Genomic DNA, 23,062 nt, shown 5'->3' on the forward strand with positions numbered 1-23,062 from the left:
GGGTTCTCACGCTATCTGGGCGCGGTGACCACCAGGGCGTCGCCGCTTGTTTCCAGGGAGGCCTTGCGCCCGCGTCCGGGCGTCCGGGCCAAATCCACCACGATGCGCAGCTTGTCCGGATGGCGGCCCACCCGAGCCCGGACCGTCCCGGAACCGGAAACGTCGCGGGGCCCCCGGTAGGTCCAGTGTCCCGGAAGATCGACCACCAGGCGCGGCGGCGAGGACAGATACGAGGCCTTGGGCGCGTGGGCGTTGCCGGCCCCCACGAGGCGCAGGGAAACGGCATCGGGCGTCTCGGTCACGCTCACCCGCTCCAAGACGCCCGTTTTGCTCGTCGCGCTCCCCGCGCCGGCACTCCCCTCAAGGCGGGGGATGGCCTGCGCGTCTCCGGGTGGCGCGGCCGCTTCCGCCCGGGAAGCTCCGCCGTCCGAGCCGGCCGAAGCGGCCTGGGGAGCGTCGCTTCCCCCTGTGGCGGGATCGACCTGGGACCGGGGTTTGCCCTCGGGCGGCTTTTGCCCGGAGGGAGCGGCATCGGGCGCGGCCGACGCGGGAGCCGGAGTGTCGGCCGGCGCCGTTTTGGCCGCATTGCTCTCCTTGATGGCCTGGGCGTCCTTGATGGCCTGGGTCGCCTCGCGCTTGATGCGCTGCAACTCTTCTTCAGCCCGCTTGAGTTCGGCCTTGGCCGCGCGCAGGAGTTCGGCTTGCTCCCGGCGTTCCCTGGCCAGCCGGGCCTTGCGTTCGGCCTTGGTTTCGGGCTTCTTGGCCGGAGGCGGGGGCGCGGGCGGTGACGGGGCGACCGCGGGCGCGGGAGCCGGAGGAGGAGCCGGGGCCGGCGGCTCGGGCGGCTTGGGTGGATCGAGGGGCTCGGTGAAGAGGTCTTCCAGGGATTTGTCGGTATGCGGGGCCATGCCCGAGGCGGCTCCGGGCAGCACCTGCCCGCCCACCTGGCCCGAGGCCTGCGGAGCGGCCTGGCCCGAAAGCTTGCCGGAGACTTTGCCCGGGGCCTGGCCCGCAGTCTGGCCCGAAACGTGGCCCCCTGCCGGCGCGCGAGCGTCGCCTGCCGGTTCCGGGGCCGCGCCGCCGCGCAGGCCGTGCGTGCCCGGCGACGGGCCTTGCGTCGAGGTCTGGGCCGGTGCCGGGGTCTGGGCCGATGGAGCCGGCGCCGGGGTCGAGGCGGCGGGAGCGGATTCGTTCCCCGCCGGTCCGGGTCCCGCGGTGATTCGCCACAGGGCCAGTCCGCCGACCACCGCCACCGCCAGCACGGCCGCGGCGAGCAGGAGCAGTTTGTCGTTGCGGTTCAAGGCCATGGATATTCCCGGGAAAAAAGTTGCACGTTTGCCGTGTAGCATCCTTGCCGCGCAAAGCTCAAGGCCGCAAGTTCGTCGGAAGTTGCCGGACGGGCGCCTTGTTTGTATTGTGGAAAAAAAGGGGGCATGCATGCAACGGCGCGTTCGCTCCGTACGGGTTCCCGCCGAACTCGACGCCTTGGACCTTTCGGGACTGATCGCCGAATGCGAGAAGTACCTGCGCGACCTGGAGTCGGCCAGCATGCTCAAGGCCCAGGGCAACGGCGAGGCGGCCGAGGCCCTGCTCAAGGCCCGCCAGATGGACCTGGGCAAACGCGTGGGCCTCAAGGTGTGGGAAGCCCGGGTGCGCTACGGCGACAAGTTGCGTCGGGAGCGCCCGGCCGAATCGTCGGATCACGACGCATAGGATCGTTTTTTCGAAAAAAAGCTTTCCGCCGGTTTGGGAACCAGGTATGGGGTTTCCAATAGCGTCTTTGCTCATGACCGCTTCCCTCGTCTGCGAGAGGACGAAGCCCCGTTCCACCCACTGACCACGGGATATCTATGTCCGAACAACAGTTCGCGTCCCAGGGCCACGTATTCTTCACCAAGCATCCCATTCTCGACGCCGGCCGGAAGCTCTGGGGCTACCAGTTGCACGGGGCGGGGGAGGACACGGGCTCCCAGTTGGTGAACGCCGCCAAGGACCAGGCCGCCGAAAGTCTGGTGTCGAGCACCTTCATCGGCATCCAGCAGGCCATGGAGCGGGGCAAGCGCATTCTCGTGGGGTTCGACGAACGCGGCGTGCTGGAAAAGGCCCCCTACGCCTTTTCGCCCTCCCAGGGGGTGGTCAAGCTCATCGGGCGGGTGGCGGACCCGGCCTCCTTGCTGCAGGCCCTGGCCGCGCTCAAGGACGACGGCTACACCCTGGCCGTGGACTGCGCCGCCGACGGCGACGCCCGGTCCAGGCTCCACGCCCTGGCCGACATTCTCACCATCGACATCTCCACCGGGGCCGACCCCATCGCCCTGCTGCGCGAAAAGCGCGCGCGTTTGCCTTTGTTTCTGGCCGAGCGGGTGCAGAACCTCAAGCAGTACGAAACGCTCAAGAAGGCCGGATACACCCTGTTTCAGGGAGCGTTCTTCAAGCAGCCCGAAATCATTTCGGAGCGCAAGCTCACGTCCCACGAAATTTCGCGCATCAACATCCTGCGCATCATCGAGGCCGAAGACCCGGACTTCGACGCCCTGTCCGAGGCCATCGGGTCGGACGTGTCGGTGAGCTTTCGCCTGTTGTCGTACTTAAATAGCGCCGCCTTCGGATTTCCGCGCAAGATCCAGTCCATCAAGCAGGCCGTGATGATGCTGGGCGTGACCAAGATGAAGAACTGGTTGCGGGCCGTCCTGCTGGCCGACATGGCCCAGAAGGGCGACAACCCGCAGGAGCTGGTGCTTTTGAGCCTGCAACGGGGCAAGTTTCTGGAGACCATCGCCGCCACGTACGACTTCTGGGGTTTCGATCCGGGAGCGCTGTTTCTGCTGGGTCTTTTCTCCCTGATCGACGCCATCCTGGGCATGCCCACCCGCCAGGTGGTGGATTATCTGCCCCTGGACGAAAAGCTCAAGTCCGCCCTGTGCCGCGAGCCCAACAACGAATACCAGCCCCTCATCACCCTGCTCGACACCATAGAAGACGCCGACTGGGCCAAGGTGGAAACCCAGACCCGCAAGCTCAGCTTCGACATCGAGGTGGTCAAGGACGCCTACACCGAGGCCATGACCTGGGCCGGGGCCTTCTTCGAGAGCCAGAACGGGGGCGAGGGGCGCTAGCCGCCGCCCGGCCCACGCGGGCGCGGCGCGCCGCCCAGTCGCCCCGCCGCCTCATTCCCCCATGGGGCTGATGCCCCAGATCCGCGACGCGTATTCCATCACCGCCCGGTCGGACGAGAACTTGCCCATGTGAGCCGTGTTGAGGATGGACTTCCGGGTCCAGGCTTCGCGGTCCAGGTAGAGCCGCCCCACCCGGTCCTGGGTGTCGATGTAGGCGCGGTAGTCGGCCAACAGCATGTAGTGGTCGCCCCAGTGCAGGAGCGAATCGAGGACCGGGGCGAACAGGCCCGGATCGCCCGGCGAGAACGCGCCGGAGCCGAGCATGTCCAGGGCGCGGGCCAGCTCCGGGTCATGGTCGCGGCAGCGCAGGGGATCGTGTCCCCCGGCGCGCATGGCCGTCACTTCGTGGGCCTTGAGCCCGAAAATGAAGATGTTGTCTTCCCCCACCTCTTCCATGATCTCCACGTTGGCCCCGTCCAGCGTGCCGATGGTGAGCGCGCCGTTCAGGGCGAACTTCATGTTGCCCGTGCCGGAAGCCTCCATGCCGGCGGTGGAGATCTGTTCGGACAGGTCGGCGGCAGGAATGACCTTTTCCGCCTGCGACACGCAGTAGTTGGGCAAAAACACCAGCTTGAGCCGTCCCGCGGCGCAGGGATCGTTGTTGACCACCTCCGCCACGCTGTTGATGAGCTTGATGATGAGCTTGGCCATGCGATAGCTGGGCGCGGCCTTGCCCCCTATGAGCACGGTACGGGCCGGCGCCTCCCGGGCCTGGCCGTCGCGCAAGCGGTTGTAGAGCGTGACCACATGCAGCACGTTGAGCAGTTGGCGCTTGTATTCGTGCATGCGCTTGACCTGCACGTCGAAAAGCGTGCCGGGGTTGATGCCCATGCCCACCTTGCGCAGGGCGTAGCGGGACAGGCGCTTCTTGTTTTCGAGCTTGGACGCCCGCCAGGCCTCGCGAAAGGCCTGGTCCTCGGCCAGGGGGACAAGCTTGACCAACTGGTCGAGCTCGGTGATCCAGCCGGGTCCTATGGCGTCGGTGATGAGGCCCGACAGGCTGGGATTGGCCTGCAAAAGCCAGCGCCGGGGGGTGACCCCGTTGGTGATGTTGGTGAACTTTCCGGGAAAGAATTCATGGAAATCCCGGAACAGGCCGTCCTTGAGAATGTTCGAATGCAGCTCGGCCACGCCGTTGACCGCATGCCCGCCCACCACCGCCAGGTTGGCCATGCGCACCCGGCCGTCGTGCACGATGCTCATGCGGTCCAGGCGTGCGAAGTCCCCGGGATATCTGGCGGCCACCTCTTCGAGAAAACGGCGGTTGATCTCGTTGATGATTTCCAGATGGCGGGGCAACACCCGTCCCAAAAGGTCCACGGACCAGGTCTCCAGGGCTTCTGGCAACACGGTGTGGTTGGTGTAGGCAAAGGTGCGTCGGCACACCGCGAAGGCCTGATCCCAGTCCAGGAACTCCTCGTCCACCAGGATGCGCATGAGCTCGGCCACCGCTATGGTGGGATGGGTGTCGTTGAGCTGGATGGCCACGAAGTCGGAAAACGCCTCGAACCCGCGATGGTGCTTGCGGTGGCGGCGCACGATGTCCTGCAGGGTGGCGGCCACGAGAAAGTACTGCTGCTTGAGGCGCAGCTCCTTGCCCACCACGGGCTCGTCGTTGGGATAAAGCACCTTGGAGATGTTCTCCGAGAGCACCTTTTCTTCCATGGCCAGCACGAAATCGCCCCGATTGAAGTCCTTGAGGTCGAAATCCTGGCTGGAACGGGCGGCCCACAGGCGCATGTTGGTCACGTGGTCGCAGTCGTAGCCCGGCACCAGGATGTCGCAGGCCATGGCCAGCACCTTTTGTCCGTCCACCCAGCGCCAGCGCAGGTTGCCTTCGGCGTCTTCATAGGTCTCGGTGCGGCCGTAGAACATGACCTCGTAGAGGTCCTCGCGCCGGTCGATCTCCCAGGGGCTGCCCAGGCGTCGCCAGTTGTCGGGCTGCTCCTCCTGCCAGCCGTTGACGATCTGTTGATGAAACAGCCCGTAATCGTAGAGAATGCCGTACCCGTAGCCGGGGATGCGCCGCGTGGCCATGGAGTCCATGTAGCAGGAGGCCAGGCGTCCCAGGCCGCCGTTGCCCAGTCCGGCGTCGCGTTCCTCTTCTTCCAGGTCTTCGAGCTGGAATCCCTGCGCGGCGATGACTTTGCGGCAGCCTTCCTCCATGCGCATGTTGGTCAGGTAGTTCATGAGGAACCGGCCGGGCAGAAACTCCATGGAAAGGTAGTACACCCGCTTGGCCATGGTGTCGTAGTAGGAGCGCTGGGTGGCCAGCCACATGGCGATGAGCCTGTCGCGCACGCTGTAGGCCAATCCGTTGAAGTAGCGGAATTTCCTCGGCGGATAGACGTCGTTGCCGAGCACCGAGAGAATATGGCGGCGGATGTCTTCGGCCAGCTTGTCGAGGTTGTGGTAGGATTCGACCTGGGGAAGCTTGGCGTTTGCATTCATGGAGCGGTCCTTGGGCGAGGCGGGACCTCGATTGCGGTTTGTGGAGCGCGTCGCGCCGTCGCCGCCCGAGCGCCCGGTCCTGTCGGCGGGCGATGCGCAGCGGAAACGGTCAGCGGCCACGAAAAGAAAACGTTCGTCGCGTTCACGCGGAGCCGGCCGTGTCGGGCCCCATGGTCACGCCGACCCCGGTCCAGCCGGGAGCCGAGCAGTCCAGGGCGATGGTCCATCCATGGGCCTCGGCCACCATCCATGCCGAATAGGTGCCAAGCCCCGTGCCCCAGGCCTTGCCCGAGGTGACGTACTTGTCGAAAAATGTCCGGCGGATGGCTTCCGGCACTTCGCCCCGGTTGCGAATGACCAGACGCCTGGGGTTGGTCTCCAGAAGAATGCTCACCCGGGCTTCGCGCGGGGAGGCCTCCACGGCGTTTTGCACTAGATTTTCCAGGAGCCCCAGGCACAAAAGCTCCTCGCCGCGTACCGGAAAGCGGGCTTGGGCGTCGGGTTCGCTTCCGTCGAAGAGCACGACCAGATCCACCTTGCGTCCCTTGGCCAGAGGGCGCATCTGGGAGGTCACGTGGAGCGCGGAGCGCAGCAGGTCGAATTCGACCGGCACGAGCTCGAAGGTCTTGGTTTCCATCTTGTAGAGATCGAGGGAAAAATTGATCATGCGCATCATGCGCTGGGCCGAGTCGGCAAGCATCTCCAGGCGCTCGCGGGCCCTGTCGGGCAGGGAGCCCTTGCCGATCTGCAAGGCCAGGCTCTGGATGCTCACCAGCGGGGTCTTCAGGTCGTGACGGATGATGCGGTCCACGTCCTCGCGCAGTTTTTCCAGATTCTTTCTGGCCTCCACATCCTTGATGAGCACCTGAAAGCACTCGTCGTCCACAAGGCGCGCGCTCACGTCCGTGGGAACGCTTCGACCGTCCCGGCGCAAAAAGACGCGCTCGCCCCTCACGGTGCGCCCGTCCCGCAGGGCGGCCATGTCCACGGGTTGGGCGTCGAGTTGTCCGGGTTCCAGCAGGTCGGCGTAGGTCTTGCCCAGAAATTCTTCCAGATCGTAGCCCAAAAGCTCCCTGGCGGCGGGATTGGCCGCGGTGAGCCGACCGTCCGGGCCGAACACGAGAATGCCGTCCGCAGCCTGCTCGTACAGGGATTTGAAACGGTGCTCGGACAGACGCAAGGCCTCCTCGGCCCGCTTGCGCTCCGTGATATCGACAAAACTGGCCCGCACTAGGCGCCGCTTGGCCGACGGCAGAATGGCCAGGCGCAACTCGCAGGCGAAAAGCCGCCCCCGGGTGTCCCGAACGGCCCGTTCCAGCACCAGGGACTCCCCGGCCAGGGTGCGCCGGATGTTTTCGGCGACGCTCTCGTCAAGCGGCCTGTTGTCGGGCTGGACCTCCTGATAGAGACGCGCCGGCGCGCTTGCGCAAAACTCTTCGAGCGTCAGGCCGAAGAGTCGCTGGGCGTTGCCGTTGGCGTCGGTGAACCTGCCGCTGTCCGGGTCGTAGACCACGATGGCTTCGGGAGCCAACTGGATGAGCGCGCGATACCGGGCTTCGCTCTCCTTGCGGGCCAGTTCGGAATGCTTGCGCACGGTCAGGTCGTGGGCCACGATAAAGGCCCCCGTGACCGCGCCGGACGCATCCCGCAGGGGAATGGCCGAGACGAGCATCCAGCCTTCGTTGCCGCCGGCGGCCTTGTAGCGGCCTTCGTATTGCAGGTTTTCTCCCGCCCGCACCCGGTCGAAATAGGCCTTGGCCGTGGGCCGGTCTTCGTCCTTGACGAACTCCAGGCAGCTTTTCCCGGTCAGCCGTTCGGCGGGCAGGCCGAGCAGCGCGCCCGTGCATGGGTTGGCGTAGGTGAACAGCCCGGCCAGATCCACGGTACAGATGGCTTCCTGGGCGTGCTCCACAAGAAAACGGTAGGTGAGGTCGCAGGCGCATCCGGCCTTGCGCTCCCACAACATCCGCCGGCGTTGACGCCACAACGCCACCAGGCATCCGGCCTGGGCCAGGCACACGAGCAGCAGGACAAGCGTCAGGACGGGACGCCAGACAAGGCCGGGTCCGGCCAGCGAGGCCACGCCCTGTTGTTGGGCTCCGGCCTGGGCGGGCAGGGTCAGGGCCAGCAGGGCGAGGGTCCAGACGCGTGCGAACCGGCCCGGAAGGACATCGCGCGCGGACTTCCCCCCCGGTCCGGCCTGGTCGAACCGGGAATGACGAAGGCCGCCGGACAGGCGAAACACCCCAACCTCCCGAAAACCGAAGGAAGTTTCCCCCGTGCGCCCATGCGAAAAAATCTGGGTTTCGCGCGCCATATTGAACACTTGCCGTTTCCGGCGAGGTTTGTCCAGCGGCTAGGGCGGGGTTTTTTCTCCCTGCGCGCAAATCCCCTCGGGAAAACGGGAAAGGCCAGGCCCTTCGGCCGAACAATACTCTTTTACGAATCAGACCGAGCTGGCGAGAAACACCGAGCCGAATCGCCAGCCTCGTGACACAACCGCCAGGCTTTCCCAGCGGTTTTCTCCCCCGAGAGAGATAACGTATCGGTAAGTTATCGCACAGCAAATGCGCTGAACTGGTTGCTATCATTGTTCCTCAACGACCGTTCCTCCCCAGGCCGCTTCGACGCAAGGAAGACGCCCCGGCCGCACACCGGGGCGTCTTCAGGATCGTGAGCCCCCTTTTCGCCTCACGATCCGGGACCACCGCGCGCTCGGACCGAAAGCGTTTCCCCGCTTTGCCTTGGGGAAGCGGAAACCGCCCCGCGCGCCGCGCAGCCAGGAGCGCATCGGCCTGGCCGCCTGCGGGTCGCGGCGCTTTCCTGCGCCGCAGGGCTCGTCGTCAAGTCGAGCCAGGCCGTCACGGCGGCCCGGCCGGCTTTCAGGCAGAGCTCGACGGCCAGGCCCTCGTCCTGTTCCCCTGCCAGGGACGAAGCGTCGATCTCCAGGCAGGACGCCGGCGCCCGGCCTTGCGCCAGTTCGCACCAGCGCGAGGCCGCCGCCAGGCAGGCCCCGGAAGGATCGGCCAGAAATCCGGCGCAGGCCACGCGCCCGTTGTCCACGAGCAGGGCTATCTCCACAAACCGGCCGCCCGGCCCGCACACTTTGGCGCCGGCCTGGGCTCCGGCCGGTATCCCCAGGCAGGGAGGGTCGAACAGGCGTTCCTCGGCCACGAGTTTTGCGGGACTCATTTGGGCTCCTGGCGTTTGTAGAAGTCGAAATCGAAATCCCCGGGCAACCGCCTGACCGGACGCAGACGCAGGATCGCCCAGACCGCGAAAACACCCACGATTCCCGCAAAGACGAACGCGCAGATCAATCGCATCACGTCCAGCATGGGCGCACCTCGCAAGGGGAAATGTCCCCACGACGGGCATAGCCCAAACCCGAAACCCGGCAACTTTGTCGGAACAGTCCGACAAGCCGACCGACGGACGCGAACACCTGCGGAAAACGCGCCGAGCCAAGGGCCAGAGGCGCAAAATCCTCGCGGAAAACAGGGCAAGTGATTTTGACGACGGACGGGTGACGAAGGATCGCCGGTTATTTTCGCCCGTTCAAAGGATTTCCCGGCCCAGCATGTAGCGAAAGAAGTCGGCGGTGGTGGTGAGCCCCAGCTTGCGCATGGCCCTGGTGCGGTAGGTGCTGGCGGTCTTGACGCTTATGCCCATGGCCTGGGCCACGTCGGAGAGTTTTTCCCCCTGGGCCAGGCGATGGGCCACCTCGCGCTCCCGCCGGGACAGGGCGGCGCGTCCGGTCGGCGCGAGCAGGCCCGGGGACAGGGCCTCGCTGACGTAAGTCTGCCCGCCGAGCACCCGGGCGATGGCCTGGCCCAACTCCTCGGGAGCGAAGTTCTTGCCCAGATAGCCGCGCGCCCCCAGGGCCAGGGCCCGGCGGGCGTATTCGGCCTCCTGGTGCATGCTGAGCACCACCACGGGCATCTCCGGCCGGGTGCGGGACGCGCGCGACACCAAGTCCAGGCCGTTGCCGTCGGGCAGGGAAATGTCCACCACGGCCAGGTCGAAAGTGTGGTTTTCCAGGGCGTCCAGAGCCTGGGCCAGGGTTTCGGCCTCCACAAACTCGCAGGTCCGGCCGGAGGCGGAGATGATCTCCATAAGCCCTCGGCGCACCACGCCATGGTCGTCCACCATGAGAAGACGCAATGCGTTCGTCACGACGCGGCCCTTTTCCGCCCGGTCCCGGGGTTTGCCGCGTGTCCGCCTTTCGCCGCGCGTCCGGCCCCGGACCGCTTGCGGCGCACGGTCACGGTCACGGCCGCGCCGCCACCGGGCCGAAGGCCCACCGACAGGTCGCCGCCCACGGCGCGCATGCGTTCGCGCATGCCGACCAGGCCCAGATTGTGGGGATCGTCCAGGGCTTCGGGGCGCACTCCGCACCCGTCGTCCTGCACGGTGAGCGTCAGCCGTCCGCGCGACAGCCCCAGACGCACCCAGACCCGCGAAGCCCCCGCGTGTCGAGCCACGTTGGTGAGCGCCTCCTGGCAGACGCGGTACAGGGCCGTGGCCGTTTCGGGGTCCAGGTCCAGGGGGTCGGCGGGCCGCTCCAGGCTGGCGGGGGTCGCGGCGCTCTGCTCGAAACTGCGCACCAGCCAGGCCAGGGCGTCTCCCAGGCCCAGCTCGTCCAGAATGGCCGGACGCAACTCGCGCGAGATGCGCTGCACCGTGGTGATGGCCTCGGCCGTCAGGGCCTTGAGCGAGGCCAGCCGGTCCGGGTCCGGGGAGTGCCCGTTGCGGGCGGCCTGCTCCAGGCTGAAAAGCCCCATGTTCAGGGCGGTGAGGTTCTGCCCCAACTCGTCGTGAATCTCGCGCGAGATGCGGGCCCGCTCGGCCTCGATGCGTTCCTGCAAATAGTTGGACAGGGCGCAAAAACGCTCGCGCGAGGTCTCCAGTTCCTTTTGGACCTTTCGGCCCCGGCGTATCTCCTGACGCAGTTCGCGTTTGGCCCGGTCCAGCTCCCGGGTACGCTCGCGCACCCGGTGTTCCAGTTCCTCCCGGGCCTTGGCCAGGGCCATCTGGGCCTGCACCCGGTCCGTGACTTCGCGCAGGCTCAGGCGCAGGCCGCGAAACCGACCCGACGCGTCGAAGACCCGGGTGGTCTCCTGGGCGAGCCAGATTTCCCGACCGTCCTTGCGGCGCAGGCGAAAGTCCGGGCAGGACGGAAGTTCCGGGTCTTGCTCCCCGCGCGCCGCCATCGAACGGTCCGCCCGGGCCTGGGCGGCCATGGCCGCGCGCCAGGCCGGCAGGTCCTGGGGATGGATGGCGCGCGCAAAAAACTCCGCGTCGGCCACCACCTCGGCGGGATCGAACCCGCTCACCCGGGCGCAGGAGGGCGAAACGTAGCGGAGGCGTCCGTCCGGGCCGATCCAGACCTCCCAGTCGTAGGTAAAGTCCGCCACCGTGCGGTAGGTTTCGAGCAATGCCGCCCGCAACCGGGCCGCATGGCCGGGCGGACGCCTGCGTCTTGCGTGGAGCATGTCCGAAGCTACCCCAAGCTCCGCCGGGAGAAAAGCCTCCCCCCCCCGGGGCGGCATTCCCCTTCCCCTTGCGCTTATCCGCTCTTATGATAGAATATTCGTCTTGGACGGCATCGACTCTTTGTCCTGTACCCCTCAAGCGAGACACGCCATGGAACTCCCCCTTTCCACCGGTCCCGACTCTCATGCCTGCTTTCTCAGCACCACGCCGGTGTTCAACGCCGACCGCACCCTCAATGGCGTGGCCGTCAGCTACCAGTGCCTGGACGTACGCGGCGACGATCCCGACGACACCACGGCCTTTCGCTGGCTGGTGAGCGACGGTCTGCCCGAAATCGAACGCCTCGTGGAAGAACACGGTTCGGTCTACATCCCGCTTCAAGAGGCCGTGCTGGCCGACCCCGACGTGGGCCGGCTGCCCTGGGACCGGTGCGTGATCGAAGTGACCCCCGAATCCATGGTGTCGGAAGACTTTGTGGACGCCTGCCACGCCATCCGCACCAGCGGCTATCGGCTGGCCGTGCGCCTGGGGTTCTGGAGCGACAACCTGCGCGGACTTTTCGACCTGGCCGACCTGTTCGTGCTGGATTTGAGCCGCATGCGCCCGCTGGAGATGGTTACCCTCCACAAGGCGCTCGCGCCCTACGGAACGCCCTGCATGGCCGCCCACCTGGACACCTGGGAAGACTTCACCGGAGCCAGCGCCCTGGGGGTCGACCTTTTCCAGGGGACCTTCTTCGGCCGGCCGGAAGTGGTGAAGGGCAAGGTGTTGCAGGCCAACGCCCTGGCCCGGCTGGAGCTCATGCGCCTTTTGCAGAACGAGGACGCCACGTTCAAGGCCATAGCCGCGGTCATCGCCAAGGACGCCTTTCTGAGCTACCGCCTGCTCCACTTCGTCAATTCCCCCAGCCTGTCCGTGGGCCGGGAAGTGACCTCCATCGAACACGCCGTGACGCTCCTGGGCTTCGAGCCTTTCAAGCAGTGGGCCATGGCCGCCGTGGTTTCGAGCCTGGACGCCAGCCCCAAGGGCGAAATGTTGGCCGGATTGGCCTTGCAGCGGGGACGGTTTCTCTCCAACCTGGCCGACTACGCGTCCAAGGCCCCCTATCCCGGGCCGAAAATGTTCCTGCTGGGACTGTTTTCCCTGCTCGACGCCATGCTCGACCGGCCCATGGAAGAACTCGTGACGCCCATCCCCATGGACAAGTCCATGAAGAACGGCCTGTGCGGGAAAAAAAGCCCGGCCCTGGCCTGGCTGAACATGCTCGACAACCTCGACGCCAACAACTGGCGCGCGGTGCGAACCTTTCTCAAGACCGCCGGCATCGAGCAGGGGCAGGCCGCCAAGGCCTACCTCGACGCCACCCGGTGGGCGCGGGTGTGTTTTCAGGCCGCCAAGGGCCAAGAGGGCTGACAGCCTGTCGGGAAATCCTGGCGGGACGCGTTGCGGCAAACAGCCCAGGCCCTCGCGGATGCCGACTCCGCTGCGGGCTGAAAGCTTTCGCGCGCCTTGTTCGCGCGTGCGTGGCACCGGCTACGCGAGGGGCTTTCGCACCGGCCCGCCCAGTCGGGCTTTTCGCGCGGTTTCGTCCAGCCACGGACGTCGCCTCGCGCGCTGTGGCGGGCCGGCGGCGGGACGCTACGAAGCCGTCTTGAGCAGCACCACGCCGCCAATGATGCACGTCACCCCCAAAAGCCGAACCAGCCCAGCCGGGTCGCCGTGGAAAGCCACCCCGATCAGGAAGGTTCCGGCCGCGCCGATGCCCGTCCAGACCGCGTAGGCCGTGCCCATGGGGATATGGCGCTGGGCCAGCCACAAGAGCGCCCCGCTCAGCCCCATGCAGGCCACGGCCATGACCACGCCCCAGACCACCCGTCCGGGAGTCTGCGCCATCTTGAGGCCCACCGGCCACCCGATTTCGAAAAGCCCGGCCAGCACCAGGCAAGTCCATGCTCCGCCCATGTCTTCGTCTCCTTTGATCGGTCCGCGCCCAAGGCCGGGCCGGCGCGTTCCGGGGGCGGGACTTCGCATGCCGGAACGCGCTCGCCCCATGCCTTTGGCGCGTCGCCTCGGGCGGGGTCGCATGGCCTGGACGGATCGTCAAGGCGGAGACGGAACTCCCGTCAGCTCGACTCGCTCATGGCTTCGAGCTTCTCGTTCTGCAGAATGGTCAATTGGCTGTTGAGCGAACTCAACTGCATTTGCAGGGTCTTCACCTTGGGATCTTCCGAGGCGGCCTGGCTTTCCGCAGCCCCGGCCTGGCCCTGCGACGACGACTCGCCCTGCGCGCCCTGGGGCCGGGGCCGACCCTGGCCCTGCGCCTGCCCGGCGCCTTCGGCGCCTTGCGCCCCCTCGGCCTGGGACGCGCCGTCCTGGGCTTCCATGGAACCGGCTTCTCCCGAAGGCGGCGGTCCGGACGGCGGAGGTCCGGACGGGGGGGCGCCCTGACCGCCCTGTCCGCCCTTGCCTTCCCGCCCTTCGCCGGAAGCGCTCTTGTTCTTGGCCTTGCTCGTGGCCTCCTGCTGGGCCTGCTGCAACTGCTGTTGCACCTGGGCGATTTCCTGCTCCACCTCTTCGATCTGCTTGTTGATCTCTTCCAGGGTGTCGCTGGAGGACGAGCTGCTCGACGAGCTCGACGAGGACGCTCCGGTGGAGACGCTCGACGAACTCGACGAGGACGACGTGGTTGAAGACGAGGTGCCGGAGGTCGACGACGAACTCGAGGTCGCATCCGAACTCGAACTCGATTCGGCCGCCTCGCTGGCGGTTTCCAGACTCACGTCCCAGCCCGTGGAGTCGGTCGACACGGTGTCGGTGTCGGACGACCCCGAAATCCCGGACCCGGAGTCCGCGCCGGACGAGCCGGATCCGTTCATCTGGGCGGCCAGGGCCTTGCCCGCGTTGGACAAGCTCACGGTGTCGCCGCCGGACGAGCCGGTCTGGCTGCCCGAGGCCGCGCCGGTCAAGGCTTCGGGACCCAGCGCGGCTCCGGTCTGGGACAGATCGCCCAGACTCGACAGATCGCCGCTCTTGGCCGCCTCGGCGAACTTGTCCGAGAGATCGCCCAAGGCCTTTTGCTGGGTGATGTCGCTGCTGTCCTTGGCGCTTTGGGCCAGGCTGTCCGAGATGTTCTGCGCGGCGGTCTTGAAGGCCTCCTGGTCGTTGGTGGAGAGCTTTTGCAACTGCCCCACCCACTGTCCCATCTGGGAGAGCTTCGTCTGGTCCGAGCTCTGGGACTTGGTGGCGTCGTCGATACCGGTCGCTATCGCGCCGGACACGCCCGACTGCTCCTGGGTCTGGCTCGTTCCGGTCACCAGAGTGAAACCGGAAAACGCGCCGTAGGCTGTACTTGCCGAATTGATCAGTGACATGGCGCTCACTCCTGTCGTTGAATTGTCATCCATATCGGCGCATGAGCGAAGAACCTTAGCGCATCTTCATTACAGAACGCCTGTTTTGGCCTATTGTAATGTTGGCAAGGTTGCGGGACAGACGATGCGTGGCGCGGCAAGGGCGAAACGTTACAGTCGAAGAGCGTTTTTTTTGAGGGATCGACGAAATTTTTCGCCCCAAGAGACCCGGTGCGAAAACCGCGCGGATCGCATGGCTTTGCGACGCGCGCCGCGTCCGGCAAGCGCACACGGACTTGCGGACAACAGTTTGCACCTATCGTTTTCTTTTTGAAAATAACTTCCTGTTTCCGGGAAAAAACCACGATCTCAAGGCGCTCCCCACACTCTACGTCTAGCAGCCCGTTAAAAAAAATCCATTCTTGCAGCCTGCTTAAAAAACGTGCTGGCAAGGCGCGAGAAACAGTCAAGCCCGAAGCGTATTTGGGATCCCTTGAGGGTTTGCGTTTTTCGCAGCAACGCAGCCAGCAAGGATTTTGAACAGGCTGCTAGACGTACTTCGCGGAGGCCACGCGAGTTGGCGTCTCCCCCGACGGGCTGCCGGGGCGTCTGCTCCGCGCGTTCCAGATTCACGCCCGTGGTTTCGATGGCGAAGCGCCAGGTGATGAACGCTCCCAACAGGGACGAGACGACCAGGGCCATCTCGGACGCGACGGCCCCACTCGCGGCTTTTCAACCCCGCGCCCGCGCTGTAACCTGAACCTTACCGTGACTCTCCAAGGAAGGGTACGGACCAGAAACGCCCCGCGCGACGCGGTTGCGACCCGGAAGAACATCCTGGGAGAAAAATCCAGGCGTCCTCCGCATCCGCCGACCCGCTCCCCGAAGGTCCGCGCTCGCCCTCACAGGAAATTCCCCCCATGCTCCATATCGCCCTGAAAATGCTCTTCGGAGACAAAGCCAAGTACCTGGGCATCGTCTCCGGCATCGCCCTGGCCTCGCTCATCATGATTCAGCAACCGGGCATCATGTTCTCCATGCTCACCCACATCTACGGCGTGGTCTCGGACGTGGGCTTGCCCGACATCTGGGTCATGGACCCCAAGGTGCGCATGATCGAGGATTCCAAGCCCATGCTCGACACCCAACTCTACCGCGTGCGCGGCGTGCGCGGCGTGGAGTGGGCCGTGCCCTTCTACAAGGGCGGGCAACAACTGCGCCTGGCCAACGGCGAGACCGTGCGCGTGCAGCTCCTGGGACTCGACGACGCCACCCTCATCGGCGGACCGGCCATCATGCTGCAAGGCGAACTGGCCGACCTGCGCCAGCCCGATGCCGTGATCGTGGACGAAAACAGCGCCAAGGGCCGCATGGCCGGCCCCCCGGGGGCTTCCACCGGCCCGCCCACGCCCATCCGGGTGGGCGACACCTTTGAAATCAACGAAAAAACCGCCCGGGTGGTGGGTATCGCCAAGGCCACGTCGTCCATCGACTCGCACCCCACCCTCTACACCACCTACAGTCGGGCCAAGAACTACGCCCTGAGCGAACGCAAGCTCCTGTCCTTCGTGCTGGTCAAGGCCAAGCCGGAAGAAAACCCCTCCGCCGTGGCCAGACGCATCACCCGCGTCACCGGACTGGCCGCCTGGACCACCGAGGAGTTCAAGGACCGCTCGCTCTCCATATTCCTGAAGGACTCCAACATCCTCATGAACTTCGGTTTCGTGGTGGCCATCGGCTTTGTGGTGGGGGCCGCCGTGACCGGACAGCTCTTCTACAACTTCACCATGGAAAATCTGCGCTTTTTCGGCGTGTTCAAGGCCATGGGCGCGTCCAACCGGTTGATAACGGCCATGGTCATGCTTCAGGCTTTGGTGGTGGGCTCGGTGGGCTTCGGCATCGGGTCGGGGCTTTCCGCCCTGTTCGCCCTGTCGTCGCGGGGCCGGCCCGGGCCGTCCTTGCTCATCAACTGGCAACTGCTCACCGGATGCGCCACGGCGGTCATGGTCATGGTGCTCATTGCGGCGGCCATCAGCCTGCGCAAGGTGCTCACCCTCGAACCGGCCGTGGTCTTCAAGGGGTAACGCCGTGAACGACACCCCCCCCCTCGCGGTGCGCTGCCGGGAGGTGGTCAAGACCTACGGAGTCGGAGCCGCCAGCACCCAGGCCCTGCGCGGCGTGGACCTGGACGTGCCCCAGGGGGAACTCGCCATGCTGGTGGGACCCTCCGGTTGCGGAAAGACCACCCTCATTTCGGTCATCGCCGGCATTCTGGCCCCGGACTCGGGCCGATGCGAACTCTTCGGACAGGACCTCTCCCGCCTGGACAAGCGCGCCCTGGTGCGCCTGCGCGGCCAGACCGTGGGGTTCGTCTTCCAGGCCTTCAATCTGGTGCCGACCCTGAACGCGTCCGAAAACGTGTCCATCCCCCTGCTCATCAACGGCGTCCCCGAGGTCGAAGCCATGGCCCGCGCCCGCCAGGCCCTGGTCGACGTGGGCCTGGGAGACCGGACCACGGCGCGACCGGGCGACCTCTCCGGCGGCCAGCAGCAACGCGTGGCCATCGCCCGGGCCATCGTCCACCGGCCCAGGCTGGTGGTGTGCGACGAACCCACCAGCGCCCTGGACCACAAGACCGGCGCCATGGTCATGGACCTTTTGCGCAACTTGGCCGTGGGCGCGGACCGCAGCCTGATCATCGTCACCCACGACCAGCGCATTTTCGACTACGCGGACCGCATGGCCCACATGGACGACGGACGCATCGAAACCGTAACCCCAAAAAAATCGTGAGCGAGACGTGCGCATACGCAACAAGATCCTGCCCGCCCTGGCGCTCATAGGCCTGGCGCTCGCCGTGGCCGCCGCCATGAGCGCCCGCCAGAAACCTCCGGTGGCCCAGCCCGTGGCCCAACCCGCCCAGGCCCCCTTTGCCAGCTACATCGGCGGAGGCGGCATCGTGGAGGCCCAGACCGACAACATTTCCATAGGCTCCCCCCTTGCCGGCGTGACGGCCGAGGTGTTCGTGGAACCGGGGCAATCCGTGCGCCTGGGCGACCCTCTCTTTCGCCTGGACGACCGGGAAGCCAAGGCCGCGCTGACGGTCAAACGGGCGGCCGTGGCCTCGACCCGGGCCGCCCTCGAAGAGGCCAAGGCGTCCCTGGCCGACTACCAGGCCCAGTACGATCTGGTGAAAAACGTCACGGACAGACGGGCCGTGAGCGTGGACGACGCCCAGAAGCGCAAGTACGCCTGGGTGCTGGCCAAGGCCAAGCTGGAAAGCGCCAAGGCCGCCGTGGACGCGGCCCGGGCCGACATGGAGGCCGCGAGCGTCACCCTGGACCGGCTGACCGTGCGCGCCCCGGTGGACGGCGAAATCCTGCAGGTGAACATCCGCCCCGGCGAGTTCGCGGCCACCGGCGTGCTCAGCACGCCGCTCATCCGCATGGGGACCATGGACAACCCGCACATCCGGGCCGACATCGACGAAAACGACGCCTGGCGCTTCAAGCGGGGAGCCCGCGCCATGGCCTTCCTGCGCGGCAACCGGTCGATCAGCGCGCCACTTCGTTTCGTCCGGGTGGAGCCCTACGTCACGCCCAAGACCTCGCTCACGGGCAGCAGCAACGAACGGGTGGACACCCGGGTGCTCCAGGTCATCTACGCCTTCGACCGCGACGCCCTGCCCATTTACGTGGGCCAGCAGGTGGACGTGTTCATCGAGGCCCCCGCCGAAATGGACCCGGCCGAGCCCGCCCCGGCGCAAGAGAACAACCGCGACGGAAACGCAAAGAGCGTCCAGGCCCCGGGGCAGTCTGCGGGGAAGACCCCGCACCCGGCCGCCGACCGGCTTCAAGCTTCGGGCCAGTCCCCGGCGCGACCCTCCGACGAGGAAGGCGCGAAATGACCGCCCGCCTCGTCGCCCTGGTCTGCCTGACCGGGTTGCTCTGCGCCTGCCCGGCCGTGGGCCCCGACTACAAACGCCCGGAACTGAACCCGCCCGAGCGTTTCAGCGAGGCCGGCGCGGACACCACCGCCAAGGGCGAAGCGTCTTCGCGGGCCGGGGCCTGGTGGCTGGACTTTCACGACCGGACCCTGAACGATCTCATGGACCAGGCCGCACGGGGCAACCTCGACCTGGCCCAGGCCAGGGCCAGAATCGTCCAGGCCAGGGCCAGCCTGCGCCAGTCCACGGCCTCGCTGTTTCCATCGGTCACAAGCTCGGGGGCGCTGACCCGCACCTACAACACCGTGGACGCCCAGGCTCCCTCGGCGACCGGGTCCACCGAGAGCTGGACCAACGTCTACAAGGCCGGGTTCGACGCCAGTTGGGAACTCGACCTCTTCGGCGGGCTGCGCCGGGCCCGACAGGCCAGCCAGGCCGAATACGAGGCCAGCCGCGAGGCGGCCCGCGACACCCTGGTCACCCTGCAAGGCGACGTGGCCGCCAACTATGTCGCGTTGCGCTCCGCCCAGGAGCGCCTGGCCCTGTCGCGCAAGAACGTGGCCGATCTGGCCGACCTGGCGCAAATCACCAGCACCCGCCACCGGGCCGGACTGGTGAGCTATCTGGACGTGGCCCAGGCGCAGGCCAAGCTGGCCGCGGCCCAGGCCGGCATGCCCGCCCTGGAAACCGAGGCCAAGCAGGCCGCCCACCGCCTGGGCGTGCTTCTGGGACGCGAGCCCGCGGCGCTCAAGGACCGGTTGCTGCGCGAGGCGACCCTGCCGGAATTTTCCGGTCCGGTGGCCCCCGGCCTGCCCTCCCAACTTCTGGAGCGCCGCCCGGACCTGCGCCAGGCCGAACGCACCCTGGCCGCGTCCTCGGCCTCCATCGGGGTTTCGGTGGCCAAGCTCTACCCCACCTTCGACCTGACCGGCGGGCTGGGCCTGCAAAACGGCGATTTCGCCAAGTTCATGAGCTTCACGCCCTGGTTCGCCTCCCTGGCCCCCTCGGTCACCTTGCCCCTCTTCAGCGCGGGCAAGACCCGGGCCGAAATCACGGGCAAACGCGCGGCCTTTGACGAAAACCTGGCCAAGTACCGCGCCGCCTGGCTCACCGCCCTGGAAGACGTGGAGAACGCCCTGGCCGCCTACTACGGCGAGTTGGAAAACCGCCGCCGCCTGAGCGCCACGGTGGCCGCCTACGAAGAAAACCTGGCCGTGGCCATGGAGCGCTACACCCGGGGCCTGACCACCTTTCTCGACGTGCTCGACGCCAGGCAGTCCCTGCACACGGCCAGCATGAGCCTGGCGGCGTCGCGCGCGGCCTTGTTGACCGACCTGGTGAGCCTTTCCAAGGCGTTGGGCGGCGGATGGATGACCGGCCAGGCTGAAGAGACGCCCGAGGTCGCGCAGAAGGGACGCCCGCCCCGTGACGAGCATCAAAGGAAGACGAATACACATACGGACTGACATACGTTCGAGGGGCGTGCACCCTTTAGCAGTCTGTTGAAAAATTCTTGCTGGCTGCGTTGCTGCGAAAAGCAAGCAAACCCTCAACGAATGCCAACTCCGCTTCGGGCTTGACATTTTTGCGCGCCTTGCCAGCACGTTTTTTGAACAGGCTGCAAGAATCGACTGCTTCAACGGGCTGCTAGCGTTTTGGACGCCTCCGGCGGCCAAGGGGGGGCACCTCCTTTGGAATCCCCATCGGCTTCGCGACCAGAGCAGCTCTCTTGCATTGTTCTTGATTACCCCTCGTTTGTACGTTGCCGCGCCCGCTCTCGCCGCGCCGCCCGACTTGTTTCTCCCCCCGGACTGCGGCATTATCCCGCGAAAGGAGGTGCGCCATGACTTCGCTGGTCGACGTCAGCGTGCTCAAGGTGTTCGTGGGCGAATCCGCCCGCCACGAGGGCAAGCCCCTGTACGAGGCCCTGGTGGAAGAGGCCCGCTCCCGGGGCCTGGCCGGGGCCGTGGTGACACGCGGCGTCATGGGGTTTGGCGGCCACAACCTGTTGCGCACGTCCAAAATCCTGCGCATGTCCGAGGACATGCCCATGGTGGTGGAGATCGTGGACACGCCCGGGCGCATCGAGGACTTTCTGCCCGTGGCCCGGTCCATGCTCACCGAGGGAACCGTGGTGGTGGAATCGGCCAGGGCGTCCTTTCACCTGCCCCTGCGCATTTGCGACGTGATGACCCGCAATCCGGTCACGGCCGCGCCGGACACCCCCCTGACCGAGGTGGTGGAGCTCCTGCTCGGCCGCCGGATCAAGGCCCTGCCCGTGGTGGAAAACGAAAAACCCGTAGGCGTCATCACCGGCGGCGACCTGCTGCGTCGGGCCCGCATGCCTCTGAGCCTGGAGGTGCACTGGCAGTTGCCGCCCGCCATACGGGCCGAACACCTGGATGCCCAGGCCTTTGCCGGACGAACCGCCAGGGACGTGATGAGTTCGCCCGCGACCACGATTTCCGTGCACCTCGGAGTCGGCGACGCCCTGGCCCGGATGGCTTCCGGCAAGCTCAAGCGCCTGCCCGTGGTGGACGACGCGGGTCGGCTTCTGGGCGTGGTCAGCCGGGTGGACGTGCTGCGGGCCATCGGCCAGGCCGCCGCAGCGGACCCCGCCCTGCCCGAGCTTCCGCAGGGAGCGGCCGCCATGGCCGGCGACGTGCTCTATGCCGACGTACCCACGGCCACGCCGGACACCCCCCTGCGCGAGGTGCTGGCCCGGCTGGTGGCCTCGCCCCTGCGCCGGGTGGTGGTGGTGGACGACCAGCGCCGGGTCCTGGGCGTGGTGCTCGACCGGGACCTGGTGGCTTCCCTGGTGCGCCGGGGGCGTCCCGGCCTTTTGCGGGCCATCCTGACCGCCCTGTCCGGCGACAAACCGCCCCAGGACGAACTGGAAGGGACCGCCCGGGACGTCATGCGCGCCGAGGTCTTCACCGTGGGGCCGCGCACGCCCCTGGCCGAAGTGATCACCCTGCTGGTGGAAAAGGGGGCCAAGCGCCTGGTGGTGGCGGACGACGACAACCGCCTGATGGGCATGGTGGACCGCGACGCCGTGTTGCGCCGCCTGGCCGGCGGGAACTGAGGCAACAAACAGCCCGAGCCGTCTGACGCGTCGCAAGGACGACCGAATGTCTCGCGCCGGGGCGAAAGCGGCCTGCCCGTCGGGAGCGAAACCGGCTCCGGGCGCCCTCCCCGCGAATGGGAGCGCGCCGAAACCGGCCATGGGCTGCGAACCGGTCGCAAAGCGATCCGCCGGGGAAAAAACCAGGTTCCGGCGGCCCCGCCTCGACGGGCCGATGTCCCGGGCGCTACCTGAGGCTTGACTCCGCGGCGGGCTTGGATGAGGAAGCGCCACCGGTCCCCGGCCGGACCAACCAACCTCCAATTCTTCGGAGCCTGACGCATGCCAAGCCTTCCTCCGAGCCATCGGCCCTTCACGGACAAATATTTCCTGCGTTCCGGCCTGATCCTCGAACGCGAGGGGCTCAATCCCCGGGTGGTCGTGCAGGTGTTCTTCCGCAACGGACCGGGCGAACTGCGCGGGGTCGACGAGGCGGTGGACGTCTTTCGCGCCTATTCCGCCCTGGGCGAACACGACGGCCGGGTCATGGCCCTGCCCGAAGGCAGCGCCTTTTCCCCACTGGAGCCGGTCATGCGCATCGAGGGACCGGTTCGCGACATCATCGAACTCGAAACCCTGTACCTGGGCATTCTCGCCTCACGAACCAGCCTGGCCAACGGCCTGGCCCAGCCCGATCCCGACGCCGTGGCCGCCAAGGCCAGGGCCATCCGCCAACTGCTGCCCGACAAGAGCCTGATGTATTTCGGGGCCAGGCACTGGCACTGGTCCCGGGACCAGGCCATAAGCGCCGCCGCGATTGCCGGCGGATTCGACGCCTGCTCCACGGACGCGGGCGCGCTGGCGGGCGGCAAGTCCGCCGGGGTGGGAACCATTCCGCACGCGCTGGTGCTGGTCTTCGCCCACGCGCGCGGGCCCGAACACGCCACACGCGAGGCGGCCCTGGCCTTTGACCGCCACATCGAACCCGAGTGCGGCCGCATCGCCCTGGCGGACACCTTCAACCGCGAAATCGACGACTCCCTGGACACGGCGCGCTCCCTGGGCTCGCGCCTCCAGGGCGTGCGCCTGGACACGGCCGGAGAGCTGCTGGGACAGGGAGCCGCTCCCTTCGACGGCCGGGAGTTCCTGACCGGAAACGGCGTCACCGTGTCCGGTGCGCGCGCCGTGCGCCGCGCCCTGGACGCGGCCGGGTTCGGGCATGTGCGCATCGTGCTTTCCAGCGGGTTCGGCGACCTGGACAAGGTGGCGGCCTTCGCCCGGGCCGAGGACGAAAACGGGCGGCTCTTCGAATCCCTGGGCATCGGCGGACTTTTCGAGTCCTGGTGCGCCACGGCGGACATTGTGCGCATCGGGGGACGCCCCCTGGCCAAGACCGGTCGCCACGAGCGGGAGAACCCCCGCATGCGGCGGATGCTCTAGGAGCGCATTCTTGAAAACATGCCTTTGTTTTTCAAGGACAAAACGAATACATTCATTGTGTTTGCCACGAAACGCGCGGGCGCGGATTGCGTGGACGCCATGCCAGGACGGCGTGCCCGCAAACCCGGCTCGCCTGGCG

General features: G+C 66.9%; 19 protein-coding genes. 9 read left to right on the forward strand and 10 right to left on the reverse strand.

Annotation, left to right across the window (positions count from 1 at the left end; translation table 11 throughout):
• Positions 1 to 11: 11 nt before the first annotated feature.
• Positions 12 to 1,307 (reverse strand): AMIN domain-containing protein, encoded by a 1,296-nt coding sequence (locus tag ACYQ01_RS10145; protein ID WP_459933726.1) that lies wholly within the window; start codon positions 1,305 to 1,307, stop codon positions 12 to 14.
• A 130-nt stretch (positions 1,308 to 1,437) separates the two neighbouring features.
• On the opposite strand from ACYQ01_RS10145, the gene ACYQ01_RS10150 reads away from it, so the two are divergent.
• Positions 1,438 to 1,713 carry a hypothetical protein gene (locus ACYQ01_RS10150; RefSeq protein ID WP_459933727.1) on the forward strand — a complete coding sequence of 92 codons (276 nt, stop codon included), beginning with the start codon at positions 1,438 to 1,440 and terminating at the stop codon, positions 1,711 to 1,713.
• Positions 1,714 to 1,850: 137 nt separating this feature from the next.
• Positions 1,851 to 3,116, forward strand: coding sequence for an EAL and HDOD domain-containing protein (locus tag ACYQ01_RS10155; protein ID WP_459933728.1), 1,266 nt, complete (start codon positions 1,851 to 1,853; stop codon positions 3,114 to 3,116).
• Positions 3,117 to 3,167: 51 nt separating this feature from the next.
• On the opposite strand, the gene ACYQ01_RS10160 is transcribed toward ACYQ01_RS10155, so the two are convergent.
• From ACYQ01_RS10160 to ACYQ01_RS10185, 6 genes are all read right to left on the reverse strand, one after another.
• Positions 3,168 to 5,627: a glycogen/starch/alpha-glucan phosphorylase gene (locus ACYQ01_RS10160; RefSeq protein ID WP_459933729.1), complete on the reverse strand. Its 2,460-nt coding sequence runs from the start codon at positions 5,625 to 5,627 to the stop codon at positions 3,168 to 3,170.
• A gap of 142 nt (positions 5,628 to 5,769) precedes the next feature.
• Positions 5,770 to 7,872: a PAS domain S-box protein gene (locus ACYQ01_RS10165; protein WP_459933730.1), complete on the reverse strand. Its 2,103-nt coding sequence runs from the start codon at positions 7,870 to 7,872 to the stop codon at positions 5,770 to 5,772.
• Positions 7,873 to 8,318: 446 nt separating this feature from the next.
• On the reverse strand, positions 8,319 to 8,819 hold the full coding sequence (locus tag ACYQ01_RS10170) for a hypothetical protein (RefSeq protein WP_459933731.1): 501 nt from the start codon (positions 8,817 to 8,819) through the stop codon (positions 8,319 to 8,321).
• Entirely contained in the window at positions 8,816 to 8,965 is a 150-nt protein-coding gene (locus ACYQ01_RS10175; RefSeq protein ID WP_459933732.1) for a hypothetical protein, read from the reverse strand. Before ACYQ01_RS10175 ends, ACYQ01_RS10170 begins: the two co-directional genes overlap by 4 nt.
• Positions 8,966 to 9,185: 220 nt before the next feature.
• Positions 9,186 to 9,803, reverse strand: a complete 618-nt coding sequence (locus ACYQ01_RS10180) for a response regulator transcription factor (RefSeq protein WP_459933733.1) — start codon at positions 9,801 to 9,803, stop codon at positions 9,186 to 9,188.
• Positions 9,800 to 11,122, reverse strand: coding sequence for a PAS domain-containing sensor histidine kinase (locus ACYQ01_RS10185; protein WP_459933734.1), 1,323 nt, complete (start codon positions 11,120 to 11,122; stop codon positions 9,800 to 9,802). The genes ACYQ01_RS10180 and ACYQ01_RS10185 overlap by 4 nt, the downstream gene beginning before the upstream one ends.
• Before the next feature lie 151 nt (positions 11,123 to 11,273).
• Here ACYQ01_RS10185 and ACYQ01_RS10190 point away from each other — a divergent pair, with 151 nt between their 5' ends.
• The gene (locus ACYQ01_RS10190; RefSeq protein WP_459933735.1) at positions 11,274 to 12,536 is read left to right on the forward strand and encodes an EAL and HDOD domain-containing protein; all 1,263 of its coding nucleotides are present in this window, start codon (positions 11,274 to 11,276) and stop codon (positions 12,534 to 12,536) included.
• 225 nt (positions 12,537 to 12,761) lie between these two features.
• Here ACYQ01_RS10190 and ACYQ01_RS10195 read toward each other — a convergent pair whose 3' ends face one another.
• From ACYQ01_RS10195 to ACYQ01_RS10205, 3 genes are all read right to left on the reverse strand, one after another.
• Positions 12,762 to 13,085, reverse strand: a complete 324-nt coding sequence (locus ACYQ01_RS10195; protein ID WP_459933736.1) for a DMT family transporter — start codon at positions 13,083 to 13,085, stop codon at positions 12,762 to 12,764.
• 161 nt (positions 13,086 to 13,246) lie between these two features.
• A complete protein-coding gene (locus ACYQ01_RS10200) occupies positions 13,247 to 14,494 on the reverse strand; it encodes a hypothetical protein (RefSeq protein WP_459933737.1) in 1,248 nt (415 codons plus the stop codon).
• A gap of 384 nt (positions 14,495 to 14,878) precedes the next feature.
• Positions 14,879 to 15,175 (reverse strand): hypothetical protein, encoded by a 297-nt coding sequence (locus ACYQ01_RS10205; RefSeq protein ID WP_459933738.1) that lies wholly within the window; start codon positions 15,173 to 15,175, stop codon positions 14,879 to 14,881.
• A gap of 218 nt (positions 15,176 to 15,393) precedes the next feature.
• On the opposite strand from ACYQ01_RS10205, the gene ACYQ01_RS10210 reads away from it, so the two are divergent.
• From ACYQ01_RS10210 to ACYQ01_RS10235, 6 genes are all read left to right on the forward strand, one after another.
• Positions 15,394 to 16,557: an ABC transporter permease gene (locus ACYQ01_RS10210; protein WP_459933739.1), complete on the forward strand. Its 1,164-nt coding sequence runs from the start codon at positions 15,394 to 15,396 to the stop codon at positions 16,555 to 16,557.
• 4 nt (positions 16,558 to 16,561) lie between these two features.
• Positions 16,562 to 17,266, forward strand: a complete 705-nt coding sequence (locus tag ACYQ01_RS10215) for an ABC transporter ATP-binding protein (protein WP_459933740.1) — start codon at positions 16,562 to 16,564, stop codon at positions 17,264 to 17,266.
• Between the two features lie 7 nt (positions 17,267 to 17,273).
• Complete coding sequence (locus ACYQ01_RS10220) at positions 17,274 to 18,380, forward strand: efflux RND transporter periplasmic adaptor subunit (RefSeq protein ID WP_459933741.1); 1,107 nt, start codon at positions 17,274 to 17,276, stop codon at positions 18,378 to 18,380.
• Positions 18,377 to 19,885 carry an efflux transporter outer membrane subunit gene (locus ACYQ01_RS10225; protein WP_459933742.1) on the forward strand — a complete coding sequence of 503 codons (1,509 nt, stop codon included), beginning with the start codon at positions 18,377 to 18,379 and terminating at the stop codon, positions 19,883 to 19,885. The genes ACYQ01_RS10220 and ACYQ01_RS10225 overlap by 4 nt, the downstream gene beginning before the upstream one ends.
• A gap of 377 nt (positions 19,886 to 20,262) precedes the next feature.
• Positions 20,263 to 21,504, forward strand: a complete 1,242-nt coding sequence (locus ACYQ01_RS10230; RefSeq protein WP_459933743.1) for a DUF190 domain-containing protein — start codon at positions 20,263 to 20,265, stop codon at positions 21,502 to 21,504.
• 321 nt (positions 21,505 to 21,825) lie between these two features.
• The gene (locus tag ACYQ01_RS10235) at positions 21,826 to 22,923 is read left to right on the forward strand and encodes a beta/alpha barrel domain-containing protein (RefSeq protein ID WP_459933744.1); all 1,098 of its coding nucleotides are present in this window, start codon (positions 21,826 to 21,828) and stop codon (positions 22,921 to 22,923) included.
• The last annotated feature ends 139 nt before the right edge of the window (positions 22,924 to 23,062 follow it).

The sequence above is a fragment of the Fundidesulfovibrio butyratiphilus genome (assembly GCF_054657235.1).

What these genes read in the sequence shown, in the direction of transcription:
- ACYQ01_RS10145 (WP_459933726.1), bottom strand. Translation starts at nt 1,307, where the DNA reads ATGGCCTTGAACCGCAACGACAAACTGCTCCTGCTCGCCGCGGCCGTG.
- ACYQ01_RS10150 (WP_459933727.1), top strand. Translation starts at nt 1,438, where the DNA reads ATGCAACGGCGCGTTCGCTCCGTACGGGTTCCCGCCGAACTCGACGCC.
- ACYQ01_RS10155 (WP_459933728.1), top strand. Translation starts at nt 1,851, where the DNA reads ATGTCCGAACAACAGTTCGCGTCCCAGGGCCACGTATTCTTCACCAAG.
- ACYQ01_RS10160 (WP_459933729.1), bottom strand. Translation starts at nt 5,627, where the DNA reads ATGAATGCAAACGCCAAGCTTCCCCAGGTCGAATCCTACCACAACCTC.
- ACYQ01_RS10170 (WP_459933731.1), bottom strand. Translation starts at nt 8,819, where the DNA reads ATGAGTCCCGCAAAACTCGTGGCCGAGGAACGCCTGTTCGACCCTCCC.
- ACYQ01_RS10175 (WP_459933732.1), bottom strand. Translation starts at nt 8,965, where the DNA reads ATGCTGGACGTGATGCGATTGATCTGCGCGTTCGTCTTTGCGGGAATC.
- ACYQ01_RS10185 (WP_459933734.1), bottom strand. Translation starts at nt 11,122, where the DNA reads ATGCTCCACGCAAGACGCAGGCGTCCGCCCGGCCATGCGGCCCGGTTG.
- ACYQ01_RS10190 (WP_459933735.1), top strand. Translation starts at nt 11,274, where the DNA reads ATGGAACTCCCCCTTTCCACCGGTCCCGACTCTCATGCCTGCTTTCTC.
- ACYQ01_RS10195 (WP_459933736.1), bottom strand. Translation starts at nt 13,085, where the DNA reads ATGGGCGGAGCATGGACTTGCCTGGTGCTGGCCGGGCTTTTCGAAATC.
- ACYQ01_RS10200 (WP_459933737.1), bottom strand. Translation starts at nt 14,494, where the DNA reads ATGTCACTGATCAATTCGGCAAGTACAGCCTACGGCGCGTTTTCCGGT.
- ACYQ01_RS10205 (WP_459933738.1), bottom strand. Translation starts at nt 15,175, where the DNA reads ATGGCCCTGGTCGTCTCGTCCCTGTTGGGAGCGTTCATCACCTGGCGC.
- ACYQ01_RS10210 (WP_459933739.1), top strand. Translation starts at nt 15,394, where the DNA reads ATGCTCCATATCGCCCTGAAAATGCTCTTCGGAGACAAAGCCAAGTAC.
- ACYQ01_RS10225 (WP_459933742.1), top strand. Translation starts at nt 18,377, where the DNA reads ATGACCGCCCGCCTCGTCGCCCTGGTCTGCCTGACCGGGTTGCTCTGC.
- ACYQ01_RS10230 (WP_459933743.1), top strand. Translation starts at nt 20,263, where the DNA reads ATGACTTCGCTGGTCGACGTCAGCGTGCTCAAGGTGTTCGTGGGCGAA.
- ACYQ01_RS10235 (WP_459933744.1), top strand. Translation starts at nt 21,826, where the DNA reads ATGCCAAGCCTTCCTCCGAGCCATCGGCCCTTCACGGACAAATATTTC.